General features: G+C 57.2%; 14 protein-coding genes. 13 read left to right on the top strand and 1 reads right to left on the bottom strand.

What is annotated here, in order from left to right; all coding sequences use genetic code 11:
- Positions 1–3: 3 nt before the first annotated feature.
- The 4 genes from DA792_RS12510 to DA792_RS12525 all read left to right on the top strand — a co-directional run bounded on the left by DA792_RS12510 (position 4) and on the right by DA792_RS12525 (position 3,854).
- A complete protein-coding gene (locus tag DA792_RS12510; protein WP_107720224.1) occupies positions 4–630 on the top strand; it encodes a 3-oxoacid CoA-transferase subunit B in 627 nt (208 codons plus the stop codon).
- A 161-nt stretch (positions 631–791) separates the two neighbouring features.
- Positions 792–1,808, top strand: a complete 1,017-nt coding sequence (locus DA792_RS12515; protein ID WP_254679241.1) for a lysylphosphatidylglycerol synthase transmembrane domain-containing protein — start codon at positions 792–794, stop codon at positions 1,806–1,808.
- A complete protein-coding gene (locus tag DA792_RS12520; RefSeq protein WP_107720225.1) occupies positions 1,795–3,117 on the top strand; it encodes an FAD-binding oxidoreductase in 1,323 nt (440 codons plus the stop codon). Before DA792_RS12515 ends, DA792_RS12520 begins: the two co-directional genes overlap by 14 nt.
- Entirely contained in the window at positions 3,117–3,854 is a 738-nt protein-coding gene (locus DA792_RS12525) for an SDR family oxidoreductase (RefSeq protein WP_107720226.1), read from the top strand. The genes DA792_RS12520 and DA792_RS12525 overlap by 1 nt, the downstream gene beginning before the upstream one ends.
- Before the next feature lie 53 nt (positions 3,855–3,907).
- Here the strand turns inward: DA792_RS12525 and DA792_RS12530 are convergent, their stop codons facing one another.
- Positions 3,908–4,825 (bottom strand): lytic transglycosylase domain-containing protein, encoded by a 918-nt coding sequence (locus DA792_RS12530; RefSeq protein WP_107720227.1) that lies wholly within the window; start codon positions 4,823–4,825, stop codon positions 3,908–3,910.
- A 392-nt stretch (positions 4,826–5,217) separates the two neighbouring features.
- Here DA792_RS12530 and DA792_RS12535 point away from each other — a divergent pair, with 392 nt between their 5' ends.
- From DA792_RS12535 to DA792_RS12575, 9 genes are all read left to right on the top strand, one after another.
- Positions 5,218–5,409, top strand: coding sequence for a Flp family type IVb pilin (locus DA792_RS12535; RefSeq protein ID WP_107720228.1), 192 nt, complete (start codon positions 5,218–5,220; stop codon positions 5,407–5,409).
- 27 nt (positions 5,410–5,436) lie between these two features.
- Positions 5,437–5,628 carry a Flp family type IVb pilin gene (locus tag DA792_RS12540; protein ID WP_107720229.1) on the top strand — a complete coding sequence of 64 codons (192 nt, stop codon included), beginning with the start codon at positions 5,437–5,439 and terminating at the stop codon, positions 5,626–5,628.
- 27 nt (positions 5,629–5,655) lie between these two features.
- Positions 5,656–5,847, top strand: a complete 192-nt coding sequence (locus tag DA792_RS12545) for a Flp family type IVb pilin (RefSeq protein WP_107720228.1) — start codon at positions 5,656–5,658, stop codon at positions 5,845–5,847.
- Between the two features lie 278 nt (positions 5,848–6,125).
- Positions 6,126–6,971 (top strand): Flp pilus assembly protein CpaB, encoded by an 846-nt coding sequence (gene cpaB / locus DA792_RS12550; protein ID WP_107720230.1) that lies wholly within the window; start codon positions 6,126–6,128, stop codon positions 6,969–6,971.
- A gap of 240 nt (positions 6,972–7,211) precedes the next feature.
- A complete protein-coding gene (locus DA792_RS12555) occupies positions 7,212–8,621 on the top strand; it encodes a type II and III secretion system protein family protein (RefSeq protein ID WP_107720231.1) in 1,410 nt (469 codons plus the stop codon).
- Between the two features lie 4 nt (positions 8,622–8,625).
- The gene (locus DA792_RS12560) at positions 8,626–9,291 is read left to right on the top strand and encodes an OmpA family protein (protein ID WP_107720232.1); all 666 of its coding nucleotides are present in this window, start codon (positions 8,626–8,628) and stop codon (positions 9,289–9,291) included.
- A 208-nt stretch (positions 9,292–9,499) separates the two neighbouring features.
- Positions 9,500–10,753, top strand: a complete 1,254-nt coding sequence (locus DA792_RS12565) for an AAA family ATPase (RefSeq protein ID WP_107720233.1) — start codon at positions 9,500–9,502, stop codon at positions 10,751–10,753.
- A gap of 33 nt (positions 10,754–10,786) precedes the next feature.
- Complete coding sequence (locus DA792_RS12570) at positions 10,787–12,268, top strand: CpaF family protein (RefSeq protein ID WP_107720234.1); 1,482 nt, start codon at positions 10,787–10,789, stop codon at positions 12,266–12,268.
- 4 nt (positions 12,269–12,272) lie between these two features.
- Positions 12,273–13,244, top strand: coding sequence for a type II secretion system F family protein (locus tag DA792_RS12575; protein WP_199908059.1), 972 nt, complete (start codon positions 12,273–12,275; stop codon positions 13,242–13,244).
- Positions 13,245–13,257: the final 13 nt, after the last annotated feature.

Below are 13,257 nucleotides of genomic sequence, written 5' to 3' on the forward strand. Positions count from 1 at the left end.
GCCATGTGGGATCGCAATCAAATGGCGGCACGCGCCGCATTGGAACTTGAAGACGGCACCTATGTGAACCTCGGCATCGGCATCCCGACCTTGGTCCCCAATTTCATCCCCGAAGGCGTCAACGTGACACTCCAGTCTGAAAACGGCATGTTGGGCATGGGCCCCTTCCCCTATGAGGGCGACGAAGACGCAGACCTGATCAATGCGGGCAAGCAGACCATCACCGAGCTGCCCAACACCGCTTATTTTGACAGCTCGTTCAGCTTTGGCATGATCCGCGGCGGCAAGATTGCAATGGCGATTTTGGGCGCGATGGAGGTCGATGAAAAGGGCGATTTGGCGAACTGGATGATCCCCGGCAAGCTGGTCAAAGGCATGGGCGGCGCGATGGATTTGGTCGCGGGCGTGGGCCGGGTTGTGGTGGTGATGGACCACACCAACAAACACGGCGAGAGCAAATTGCTGAAGGAATGCACCTTGCCGCTGACCGGTCTTGGCGTGGTCGATCGGGTGATCACCAACCTGGGCGTTCTGGACGTGGTTGAGGGCGGTTTGAAAATCGTCGAATGCGCAGACGGTGTGACCGAGGCCGAGCTGCGCGCCGCGACCGAGGCGACGATTGTCGACTAAGGCATCTGCGAACATTTAAATTCAAAACAACGCGCGGCGGCCCAAACGGGTGGCCGCGCATTTTCTTTACCCCTATTGTTCTAAAATTAGAAACAGCATCATATTCTTGCCCCAATTTGTCGCTAAAAATTGGGGAAATCAGGCCACACACAGAGCCAAAAATGTCCATGTCCGCCGAGCAGCGTCCCATATCCGCCCCCCAAAAGGCCCCGCGCCTGTCTCCAAGGCTGCGCGACGGTGCCATTATGCTTGGGCTTTTGGTCTTGCTTGCGGTCGGGCTGATCGGCGCGGTGACCGCGACCGGATGGGACGAAGTCCGCGCCCAAATCACCAAGCTCTCGATCCCGCAAGGCGCAGCACTTTTGGCGCTCTCGTTGGTCAATTATCTGTTTCGCGGGCTGCGTTGGCACCTGTTTGCCCGCCACCTCGGATTGCCGCTTTGCTTGACCACCAACCTGCGCCATTTTCTGGGCGGATTTGCCATGACGGTCACACCGGGACGCGTCGGAGAATTGGTGCGGATGCGTTGGATCAAACGCGAAACCGGTTGGGCGTTTGAACGCACCGCCCCGCTTGTCTTGGTCGATCGCGCCTCTGATTTGGCGGCAATGGCTGTGTTGATGGGGGCGGCGCTTATGGCCTCTGGGTCGCAGATTTCGGGCGCAGTGCCCGTTGTGATCGCAGCACTTTTGGCCGCCTTTATCGCCACGCGCCCCCGGCTTTTGGCCAGCCTCGCCCAGTTTGGGCATCGCAGTACGGGCAAAGCCCCGCGTCTGTTTGCCCGCATCCGCCGCGCCGCGCGCTCGCTTGAGCCGTTTTCCAAAGGTGGCACCTTGTTTGCAGGCTCGGCCTTGGCCTTTTGCGGCTGGTTGGCCGAAGGATTGGCCTTTTATCTCCTGCTGCATTGGATGGGCGCCGAAGTTCACGCCGCCAGTGCCATCGCGATCTTTTTGTTTGCCACATTGGCGGGCGGGCTGACTGGCGCGCCCGGCGGACTTGGCGGTGCTGAGGCCGCGATGATCGCGCTTTTGTCCCTCGAAGGCGTGCCCTTGGCCATGTCCGTGCCCGCCACTGTCCTCATTCGCCTGACCACGCTTTGGTTCGCCATTCTCATCGGCCTCGTGGTTTTCCCTTTCGCTGAACGTCTGTCAAAGAAGGTCCAATATGGCCTGGAATAAACTCACCTACACCGGCTGGGGGCGCGCCCGCGTGGCCTCTGGTTTGGTGGCCCGTCCCGAACGTCGCTCGACCCTGTCTCGTGATCTGGCTGAAACCCGCGCGCCGGCTTTTGGCATGCGCCGCTCTTATGGCGATGTCGCGCTCAACGACGAGGGTCGCGCCTATGATATGACCCGGCTGGATCGGGTGATCGCCTTTGATCCGGCCACCGGAGGTGTCGAGGTCGAAGCCGGGATGCCGATCGGCGATCTGGGCCGCGCGTTTGCCAACAAGGGCTGGATCCCGCCGGTGATGCCGGGCACGGGATTTGCCACGGTCGGCGGCTGTATCGCCAATGATGTGCATGGTAAAAATCATCATGTGATGGGCTCCTTTGGTCAGCATGTGACCGCGATCACCCTGATCCAAGGCGCGAAAACTCGCAAAATAACACCGAAGTCCGCCCCTGATCTGTGGCAAGCCACCGTTGGTGGACTGGGTCAAACCGGGGTGATTGCCAGCGCGAAACTCCAACTCATGCCCTGCAAAGGCGACATGATGGTTCTGACCGAGCGGCGCATTGACGGGCTGGATGCCTTCCTTGTCGCCTTTGATGAGAGCCGGACCGATTACACCGTGGGCTGGATGGATGCGACCGCGACGGGCGCACGGCTGGGTCGTGGGATTTTGGAGGAGGGAGAAATCACCTCCGGCATCAACAAAAGCCGCGATGCGGTGAAATCGGTGCCGTTCAATGCCCCAAGCTGGGCGCTCTCGGCCCCAGTGGTGCGGGTGTTTAACGAGCTGTATTTCCGCCGGGTTCCGGCCAAAGGCCGCACCTCGGTCAAACCCATCACGGAACCGTTTTTCCCGCTGGATGCGATCCACAATTGGAACCGGCTTTACGGCAAACGTGGCTTTCACCAATTCCAATGCGTTGTGCCGATGGATCAGGTCGAGGTGCTGCGCATGATGTTGACGCGGATCGGCACCTCCGGTCTGGCCTCGCCTTTGGCGGTGCTCAAAAAGATGGGCACGGGACGCGGCGGCTACATGTCCTTCCCGATGGAGGGCTACACTTTGGCCGTGGATTTCCCCAATCGAGACGGCGCGGAAGAGGTGATTTCCGAACTCACAGACATGGCACATGACGCGGGCGGGCGGATTTATTTCGCCAAGGACAGCGTGGCCAGTGCGGCGCAGATCGCGGGCATGTACCCGGACCAAGACACATGGGCCAAAGCGGTGGCGAAAGCCGACCCGGAGCGGACCTTTGAGACAGACCTCGTGCGCCGGTTGGGCCTGCGCGATGGCACAGGAGCGGCATGATGCAACAAAGCTGGATCATTTTGGGGGCAACCTCGTCGATGGCGCGGGCGATGGCGCGGCGCTTGGCGAAAGAGGGCGCGACCTTGTTTTTATGTGGCCGCGACATGGACGATTTGGCGGCCACGGCGGCCGATTGTCTGGCGCGCGGTGCCGCAACGGCCGAAGCGTTGCCCTTTGACGCCCGCGACACCAACACGTTTGCGGAAATTATTGAGCGCGCAACAACGGAAGAGGGCGTGATCAACTGCGCGGTGTTCGTCGGCTCCATGCCCGAGCAATCCGACATCGACGCCACGCCCGCCCTGATCGCAGGCGTTGTCACCGACAGCCACACCGGCCCGGCCACTTTCCTGCACATGCTCGCGCCTCACATTGAGGCGCGTGGCCAAGGCACGGTTGTGGGTGTCGGATCGGTGGCGGGCGACCGGGGCCGGATCGGAAATTACGTCTACGGCTCGGCGAAAGCGGGCTTTGCCACCTACCTGTCCGGCTTGCGCAATCGGTTGACGCGTGCAGGCGGCCATGTGGTCACGGTGAAACCGGGGTTTGTCGATACGGCGATGACTTGGGGGATCGAAGGGATGTTTTTGGTCGCCTCGCCCGATGCCGTAGCAGGCGATATTTTGACCGCCGTCGCCAAGAAAAAGAACGTGATCTACACGCCGTTTTTCTGGCGCTACATCATGTTGATCATCCGGCATATCCCGGAATTTATTTTTAAGAAAATGTCGATCTGAGCGCGACAGCGAGACAATATAAAGGGGCCTTCGCGGCCCCTTTTTCATGTCCGTTAATTTTGTGCCCGCACCGCGTTGGTGGCAAACACACAGCCATCCGAGTACAGTTCGGGCGGGGTCAAGCAGAGGCCCTTGGCCACCTGCCATGCGGCAAGCACTTTGGGGACATAGGCGCGGGTCTCGGCATAGGGCGGGGGGCCATTGTTGGATTTGACCGCGTTTTCACCGGCATTGTATCCTGCCAGCGCCAGCGCCACATCGCCGTTGAACTCATTGATCAACCAATCGAGATAGGCGATGCCGCCTTTGATGTTTTGGTCCGGGTCGGTGGGATCAACACCAAACCGCGCGGCGGTGTCTGGGATGAGCTGCATCAGCCCCTGCGCCCCTGCCCCGCTCACAGCGTCCTCTTTGCCCGAAGATTCGACTGAAATCACCGCCAGCGCCAAAGCCGGGCTGACCTTGGTGCCGATGGAATGCATCAACAACGAGGTCCCGTAACGATTGGCCAGATCGGTGATCTGTTGAAAGCTGGGTTTGGGCACCGCACGCGCCTCGGACAGTTCAAGTGCCGCCAAGGCGGCGCTAAACCGTTCGGGGCCTGCGCCGAACAGATCATGCGGCACCGCGTTCCAATACCACGCCATCAAATCGGCGCTCGACGCGTCCGGCAAGCCCTCTGGCACCGCGGTCGGTTGGGGCGGGGCTTTGACAGTTTTCATGCCGGGGCGGATTTGCACCGTGATCAGATTGCCCGCGCCTCCCGTTGGCACGCCGATGCGCTTGGGTTTGACGTCGGGCCAAGCCGGGGGGGGGACATAGGCCTTAGGCGCGGCCTCTGGGGTAGCGTCTTGTGCCAAACTGGGTGTCCCCCAAGCGCCAACACATATAAAAGACGTCAGCGCCAAGGCGGCACCCGCCTGAGACCCGACGGCGCAAAGCCTGCGCGCGACTGCGGTGATCATGAACATATCTCTAACTTTTACGGCTCGGGGTTGGCACGTCTTTATACGCGCGTGCTGTTGATTGATCCCAGTTTGGCAAAAATCATACCTTTCTGCCAGTGATTTAACCTCAAACAGACTCAATCAAATTTGAATTTTAACTCTAAAAACACCAAAAAAGCATTTTTCTGCAAAATAGTTAAAATTTTTTATTACGCATTTTCAAATACTTAGCAATATTATTCTTGAAGAATTTCAAAGTGCCAAAAACGTACCAATGCTGCCCAACTCCTGCCCCAGTTCAAAGGCCATATAGCCTCATCGAAAGCAAGACAGAGCGGCACACGGCACGGGAAACGCCAACGCTCCAAATGCTAAGACGTGGAAAAAATAGACCTGTATCCTTGGAGGGAACACCAATGAAATTCTTCAAACTTGCAAACAAATTCTCCCGCGACGAAGACGGTGCTGTGACCGTTGACTGGGTTGTTCTGACCGCCGCTGTGGTTGGCCTCGGCATCGCTGTTCTGACCTCCGTGTCCGGCGGCACCAAAACCCTCGGCAACACCATTTCCAGCGATCTCGCTACACGCTCTGTCGTCACCTACTAATCCCATCTCGTAACTGGAGTAACACCAATGAAATTCTTCAAACTTGCAAACAAATTCTCCCGCGACGAAGACGGTGCTGTGACCGTTGACTGGGTTGTTCTGACCGCCGCTGTGGTTGGCCTCGGCATCGCTGTTCTGACCTCTGTGTCCGGCGGCACCAAAGCCCTCGGCAACACCATTTCCGGCGATCTCGCTACACGCTCTGTCGTCACCTACTAATCCCATCTCGTAACTGGAGTAACACCAATGAAATTCTTCAAACTTGCAAACAAATTCTCCCGCGACGAAGACGGTGCTGTGACCGTTGACTGGGTTGTTCTGACCGCCGCTGTGGTTGGCCTCGGCATCGCTGTTCTGACCTCCGTGTCCGGCGGCACCAAAACCCTCGGCAACACCATTTCCAGCGATCTCGCTACACGCTCTGTCGTCACATACTAAAGACCTTGGCCCTCGGGCCATGGCGCAAAATCAAAAGCCGCGCTCTGGAACAGAGCGCGGCTTTCCACATGAATCCGCCTTATGAGGATTGGGACCTCGACGGATCAAAACAACAACACGGTCGTTTCGCCCGCTTTGTCTCTGCCCACGCATAAATTCACATCAGCGCCGCCCAACGACCACCAAAATGCCGTAATTTAAAGACAGGGTGTGGGGATGGAGCAAAAGGGGTGGCCGCTGAAAGCGACCCGAGACCCCGGAAGCAAAGGAAAGACACTATGCGTATTATTTTCGGATTGGTTCTCGTGATTGGCGTCGCATTGGCCGGATTTGCCGTGCATATGACCAAGGGCTACATGTCCACCTATCAAGCCGAATTGAACCACGAAAAAGCAATGCGGGCCGAAATGATCCAAACGGAAGAGATTTTCGTGTCCAAAGCATTGATTAATTTTGGCGATGAAATCACCCCTGAGATGGTCAAGAAAGTCAGATGGCCCGTCGAGGCCTTGCCCGAAGGCGCATTTAGCACCGAAGAGGGTCTTTTCCCTGAAGGGCCTGAGGCAACGCGCGTCGCGTTGCGCACGATCGAACCAATGGAACCGCTGATGGCGGTCAAAATGAGCGCCCCCGGCGAAGACGCGGGCGTTGCCTCACGCCTGTCCAAAGGGATGCGCGCCTTTGCGATCAAGGTGGATGTCTCTACCGGTGTGTCCGGCCTGTTGCGTCCAGGCGACCGTGTTGACATTTACTGGACGGGCCGCCTGCCCGGCTCCACCTCTGATGCCACCAAATTGATCCTAACCTCGATCCCATTGGTGGCCGTTGACCAAACCGCAAATGGCGAACGCCAAGCCTCGATCATCGCCCGCACCGTCACCGTCGAAGCCACCCCGACCCAAGTTGCAGGATTGGCAACAGCCCAGAGTTCAGGTCGCTTGTCGCTCTCGTTGGTTGGACGCAATGACGATACGATCGTCGGCGGGGTCGAAGTGGATCAACGCACGCTTTTGGGCATTGCCGAAGAAACGATCATGTCCGAAGCGCCCAAAGCCCCCGTGTGTACAGTCCGCACCCGCAAAGGCGCAGAGATCATTGAAATGCCGATCCCCTGCACAAACTGATCTGCACAAACCTGCGGCTCATATGATAAAATGATCAAAGGCGACGGGGGCACCCCGCCGCCTTTTGGCGGAAAAAGACACAAACAGATCAACCGATTGCACCCGCTCTTGTGACTTATCCACATCACAAACAGCGTCCAAGAGATTGATTCTTGCAAAAAAACAGAAATTAACGCATGGTCTTCGCAAGTGGACCAAAAGAGTCCGATATTGAGGCGTGGTCGACAGAGGCAGGATCACATGAAAATGTTGAATATGTTCAAGGCAGCCCTTTTAGGGTGTGCTGTTATCGGCGCAATCCCCCAAGGGGCTTTTGCAGACAAACTTCGTGTCATGACCGGCTCTCCCTCGGGCGTTCTTAACGTCCCGATGAACCGCGCGGTGGTGGTTGAAAGTGACGAACCTTTCGCAGAGATTTCTGTGGCAAACGCTGAGATCGCGGATATTTCGACCCTCTCGGATCGCTCGATCTATGTTCTGGGACGGTCTCCGGGGTTGACCACAATGACGCTTTTGGCCCCGAACGGTTCGCTGATCACCAACGTCCAAATTCAGGTGACCCCCGATGTCACCGAATTCAAAGAGCGCCTGCGTCAGATCATGCCGAATGAAAAGATCGAAGTGCGCACCGCCAATGACGGCATTGTGCTTTCCGGTGTGATCACTTCGGTGACGATGATGGAACGCGCTGTTGAGCTGGCCGAACGCTATGCGCCGGGCCGCGTGTCCAACCTGATGAACATCGGCGGCACCCAACAGGTGATGTTGAAAGTGCGCTTTGCCGAAATGTCGCGCTCCGTGTCGAAAAACCTCTCCGCTTCGATCAATTCCATCGGCCCCAACATCGGCAGCAGCACGGGCACTTGGCTGAGTGCGGACAACACCCCAACCAACATCACAGAGAACGGTGCCGTCTCTGTCAAAGAAGGCACGCTGGGCGCAATGACCATCGGCGGCTCTATTGGTGGCACCGAATTGTCGATCCTCTTGGAAGCGATGGAAGAAAAAGGTGTCGTGCGCACTTTGGCCGAACCAAACCTGACCGCGCTTTCGGGTCAACAGGCGAAATTCTTGGCCGGTGGCGAATATCCGATCCCTGTGTCGGACAATGACGGCATCTACATCGACTACAAACCCTTCGGCGTCGAACTTGAATTCATCCCGCGGGTGGTCAATGGCGACCAGATCAACCTTGAAATGCGCGCAGCCGTGTCCGGTGTCGACTCCACCGTCAACTATTCGGTCGATGGCTTCACCCTCAACTCCTTCAAACGTCGCGAAACCTCAACAACGGTTGAGCTGCGCGACGGTCAAAGCTTTGCCATCGCTGGCCTGTTGCAAGACGATTTCGAAGATCTCGTCGGTCAGGTGCCATGGTTGGGCGACATCCCGGTTTTGGGCGCGCTGTTCCGCTCGACCGACTATTCGCGTCGTCAATCCGAATTGGTGATCATCGTCACCGCCCATCTTGTCACCCCCGTCAACAGCATGGCGCTCGCGCTGCCGACAGATCGGGTCAAAATCCCGACCGAAAGCGACTTGTTCTTGTTTGGCAAAACATTTGGCGGCACCTCTGCCCCGAAATCCGGCGCAGCCGCTGAAGTGGCTAAACAGGACTTCTCCGGGTCCTACGGCTATGTGATGGAGTAAGAACATGCGGTCCTCTGTAAAACTGACACTCGCGGGGTCTGCCCTTCTCGCCTTTGGCGCCTGTACCGACCAAAAAGTCTTTTCGTCTTGGTATCAGGAAGCCGGTGGCTACGTGGACAACGGCACCTTTGGCAATTCGACGATGAACAACACGCTCGTTCAAACCGGGCAACTCAGCTATGTGATTGATTTGAATGAACGCTTTGCGGCCGAAGTGCCGACAACCGTCAATTTCGAATTCAACTCGGCGATTTTGGACGGTGTGGCGCGGGACGCGATCCGCAAACAAGCACAGTATATGGCGCAATTCCCCGAAGTGCGCTTCCGGGTTTATGGCCACACTGATCTTGTTGGCTCTGACAGCTACAACAAATCCTTGGGCCTCAGACGCGCCAAGGCCGTGGTTTCGGAACTTGCACGCAACGGCATTTCGCGGTCGCGCCTTGAGGCGATGGTGTCTTATGGTGAAACCCAACCGCTGATTGTGACGCAAGACCCAGAGCGTAAAAACCGCCGTACCGTCACCGAAGTCTCTGGTTTTGTGGAAAACGCAAAACTGGTTATGGACAGCCGCTACGCCGAGATCATTCACCGCGAATATATCGAAAGCGCCACAGCACCGTCCGAATTGGTCGACTTCGGCGCACGCGAAATCAACCCAGGTCAGTAACAACGGGCGGCATCGTCCCGAATTAGCGAATTATTACGCGATTTCGGCCCTATTGTTGCCCCAGTTGCCCGGCATCTTATCCTCAATGGGAGCAGTCTGTCCGACAAACGAGTCGGGCATACGCGCCAGAGGATCAGAGCCGGGCTTTTCGTTTGAAAGATCTCGTCTCATGTGACGCTGGCGTTCTACAAAAGGACGCGTAAGAGCAATGACGAGTGAAACTGCATTGCACACCGACCCGGCCCCGCTTGTGGCCTGTACCGTCAGCCGGGACGTGCAAAATTTCGATCTTTTGATCGAGGACATGGAAAGCGAACTGGGGGAATCCTGGGGCGATCTTTCGTTTGAGGATGCCAGACAGTTCTTTCGCCAGCCGGAAAGCGGCGGGTTAAAATTTGTCGCCATCGCCCTTGATCAAGAAGACGAAGGCTTGTTGGCCATGATCGCTGACATGATTAAATCAGCGAAAATTCAAGGCGTTAAAGTCATTTTGATCGCCGATGAAGTCTCGCCGATGGCGTTGCACCAATTGCTTCAATTGGGGGCCGAAGATTTCATCCCCTACCCGCTCCCGGAAAATGCGCTTCACGATGCCATCCTTCGCCTTGATGCCCCGCGCAAGGTCGCAGCCGTCGACTTTATTGACGCCACTGGCCCCGCCGCCAGCGCGCCCAAAGGTGCCAATGGCATCGTCTTACCGGTGCAATCCGTGGCCGGTGGTGCGGGCGCCACAACCATTGCCGTCAATTTGGCGTGGGAACTGGCCAATGTCGAAAAGAAAGGCCCGCAACCACGTGTGCTGTTGATGGATTTCAACCTGCAATACGGCTCGGTTTCGACCTATCTCGACCTGCCGCGCCGCGAAGCCGTGTATGAGCTTTTGTCCTCCACCGACATTATGGATGACGATGCGTTCAAAGGCGCGTTGATGAATTTCAACGACAAACTGTCTGTTCTGACCGCCCCGCCGGAAATCCTGCCGCTTGATTTCATTGAGGCGCAGGATGTGGAACGGCTTTTGACCAAAGCGCGCGCCCTGTTTGATTATGTCGTGATCGACATGCCAACGGTGCTGGTGAGCTGGACCGAAACCGTGCTCAACACCGCCGATTTTTACTTTGCGCCCTTTGAGTTGGACCTGCGTTCAGCCCAAAACATTTTGCGCCTGCGCACCGCTTTGCGCGCCGAAGAATTGCCGTTTGAAAAGCTGCGTTTCCTGCTCAACCGTGCGCCCAAAGCCATGGATTTGTCGGCCAAAGCGCGGACCAAACGCATGGCGGAAAACCTTGAGATTTCGGTAGATGTGCAATTCCCCGATGGCGGCCGCCCAGTGCGCGATTCCTGTGATCAGGGCCTGCCTTTGGGCATTGAAGCCACCAAAAACCCACTGCGCAAAGAGATCCAAAAACTTGCCGCGTCCATTCACGCGCATCAAACCGAACAGCTTGAAGCTGCGGAATAAAAACGCCCCGCCGGGGCCTTGAGGAACGAACAGATGTTTTCGAGATACAAAAAGTCCGAGACCCAAAAGGCCGAACCGGTTGCAAAATCGGCGGCTCAACCGAGTGTCGCCAAAGCGTCCGCTCCGGCCTCTGCTGCGCCTGCGCCGAAAGAGGCCGCAGCCCCCAAGTCGTTGCGCCGCGAATCCACCCAAGCGGCACAGGTCGTGCCCCAGGACAAGGAACGTCGCCGCAAGGAACGCCTGAGCGACATCAAGGTCGAGATGCACAAGCGTCTGTTGGAAGACCTCAACTTGGGTGCGCTGGAGAGCGCGGGTGAAAAGGAACTTCGGGCGGAAATATCTGAAATCACTGCGGAATTTTTGGCGGATCAAGGCTTGGTTCTGAACCGCGACGAACGCCTGACGCTCAACCAAGACCTCTATGACGAGGTGCGCGGCCTTGGCCCGCTTGAAACGCTTTTGAAAGACGACACGGTCAACGATATTCTGGTCAACGGCCCACAACAAATTTTCGTCGAACGCAACGGCAAGCTGATGCTGTCGGACATCACGTTCAAAGACGAAAAGCACCTGTTGCGGATCATCGACAAAATCGTCTCCGCCGTGGGCCGTCGGGTCGATGAATCCAACCCTTACGTTGACGCCCGTCTCGCAGATGGCTCACGTTTCAACGCCATGGTGCCCCCTGTGGCCGTGGATGGTTCGCTTGTCTCCATTCGTAAGTTCAAAAAAGAAAAACTGGCGATTGACGATCTGGTCCGCTTTGGCGCCTTTACCGAAGAAATGGCCGCCTATCTTCAGGCTGCCGTCTCGACCCGTCTCAACGTCATCGTGTCGGGCGGTACGGGGTCGGGGAAAACCACCACGCTCAATGCGCTGTCCTCATTCATCGACAATGACGAACGCATCCTGACGATCGAAGACACCGCCGAACTTCAATTGCAACAGACCCATGTGGGTCGGATGGAAAGCCGCCCCGCGAACGTCGAGGGCAAGGGGGCGGTGACCCAGCGCGACTGTTTGCGCAACGCACTGCGGATGCGGCCGGACCGGATCATCGTCGGGGAAACCCGTGGTGAAGAGGTGATCGACATGCTCCAAGCCATGAACACCGGCCACGACGGGTCTATGACCACGATCCACGCCAACTCGGCGCGTGATGGCGTGTCGCGTCTGGAAAACATGATCGCCATGGCCGGGATCGAAATGCCGCTGAAAGCGGTGCGGTCGCAAATTTCCTCGGCTGTGAACCTCATCGTACAGGCCTCGCGTCTGCAAGATGGTTCGCGCCGCATGGTCTCGATCACCGAGATCACCGGGATGGAGGGCGATGTGATTTCCATGCAGGAAGTGTTTCGTTTTCAACGCACTGGCCTGACGCCCGACAATAAAATCATTGGTCACTTCACCGCAACCGGCGTGCGCAGCCACTTTTCCGAACGCTTCCGCATGTGGGGCTATGACCTGCCGCATTCCATTTTCGAACCCACAACCCCCGCTAATATAGGAGTTTGACACCATGGTCCTGTCCATAGAACCGCTCATTTACGGCGTCATTTTCATCGCCGTGCTCCTTTTGGTCGAGGGGATTTATCTTACGGTGTTCGGCAAATCCATTTCGCTGAACTCCAAAGTGAACCGCCGCTTTGAACTTTTGGAAAAAGGTACGGGCGACCGTGAAGCTGTGCTCAATCAGCTGCGCAAAGAGATGGGGCAACATCTTCAGTCACGGCAAATCCCGCTCTATTCGATCCTGGCCGAAAAGGCCCAAAAGGCCAACATTGCCTTTTCGCCACCGCAGCTGATCATGCTCATGGGCTTTTTGGCCATGGTCGCCTTTGTCGGTCTCTCGATCGGCACCGCGACCTCCGCCCCAATCCGCGTGGGCGTGTCGTTTGCCATGGGGGTCGGTGGCGTATTCGTGTGGATTCAGGGCAAAGCCAAAAAGCGCCTTGCCATGATCGAAGAGCAACTGCCCGATGCGGTCGAATTGATGGTGCGATCCTTGCGTGTGGGGCACCCGTTTTCCAATGCCTTGACGATTGTCGCCAAAGAGGTCCCCGATCCTTTGGGCACGGAAATGGGCGTGATCGCCGATGAGTCCGCCTATGGTCGCGACGTTGGCGAAGCACTCAAAGATATGGCCGAACGGCTCGACATGCAGGATTTGCGCTTTTTGGCCGTGGCCGTGGCCATCCAACAGCAATCGGGCGGCAACTTGGCCGAAGTGCTTGAAGGCCTCTCAAAGGTGATCCGCTCGCGCTTCAAACTGTTCCGCCGGGTGAAAGCGATCACCGCCGAAGCGAAATGGTCGGGCAACTTTTTGTCAGCCTTCCCGGTCGGTGCGCTCATTCTGATCTCTGTGACCAAACCCACCTACTTTGACACCGTTAAAGACACCGCAGTCTTTATCCCGGCCTGTCTGGTCGTCGCAGGTTTTCTCATCGCCAATCTTTTCGTCATGCGTTCCCTTGTGAACATCAAGGTTTGAAACGGACAGGACA

Source organism: Celeribacter baekdonensis (genome assembly GCF_003047105.1).
Taxonomy (GTDB): domain Bacteria; phylum Pseudomonadota; class Alphaproteobacteria; order Rhodobacterales; family Rhodobacteraceae; genus Celeribacter; species Celeribacter baekdonensis_B.

Coding starts and splice junctions, on each gene's coding strand:
- DA792_RS12535 (WP_107720228.1), top strand. CDS start 5,218: ATGAAATTCTTCAAACTTGCAAACAAATTCTCCCGCGACGAAGACGGT.
- DA792_RS12520 (WP_107720225.1), top strand. CDS start 1,795: ATGGCCTGGAATAAACTCACCTACACCGGCTGGGGGCGCGCCCGCGTG.
- DA792_RS12545 (WP_107720228.1), top strand. CDS start 5,656: ATGAAATTCTTCAAACTTGCAAACAAATTCTCCCGCGACGAAGACGGT.
- DA792_RS12555 (WP_107720231.1), top strand. CDS start 7,212: ATGAAAATGTTGAATATGTTCAAGGCAGCCCTTTTAGGGTGTGCTGTT.
- DA792_RS12575 (WP_199908059.1), top strand. CDS start 12,273: ATGGTCCTGTCCATAGAACCGCTCATTTACGGCGTCATTTTCATCGCC.
- DA792_RS12510 (WP_107720224.1), top strand. CDS start 4: ATGTGGGATCGCAATCAAATGGCGGCACGCGCCGCATTGGAACTTGAA.
- DA792_RS12530 (WP_107720227.1), bottom strand. CDS start 4,825: ATGTTCATGATCACCGCAGTCGCGCGCAGGCTTTGCGCCGTCGGGTCT.
- DA792_RS12515 (WP_254679241.1), top strand. CDS start 792: ATGTCCATGTCCGCCGAGCAGCGTCCCATATCCGCCCCCCAAAAGGCC.
- cpaB (WP_107720230.1), top strand. CDS start 6,126: ATGCGTATTATTTTCGGATTGGTTCTCGTGATTGGCGTCGCATTGGCC.
- DA792_RS12540 (WP_107720229.1), top strand. CDS start 5,437: ATGAAATTCTTCAAACTTGCAAACAAATTCTCCCGCGACGAAGACGGT.
- DA792_RS12560 (WP_107720232.1), top strand. CDS start 8,626: ATGCGGTCCTCTGTAAAACTGACACTCGCGGGGTCTGCCCTTCTCGCC.
- DA792_RS12565 (WP_107720233.1), top strand. CDS start 9,500: ATGACGAGTGAAACTGCATTGCACACCGACCCGGCCCCGCTTGTGGCC.
- DA792_RS12570 (WP_107720234.1), top strand. CDS start 10,787: ATGTTTTCGAGATACAAAAAGTCCGAGACCCAAAAGGCCGAACCGGTT.
- DA792_RS12525 (WP_107720226.1), top strand. CDS start 3,117: ATGCAACAAAGCTGGATCATTTTGGGGGCAACCTCGTCGATGGCGCGG.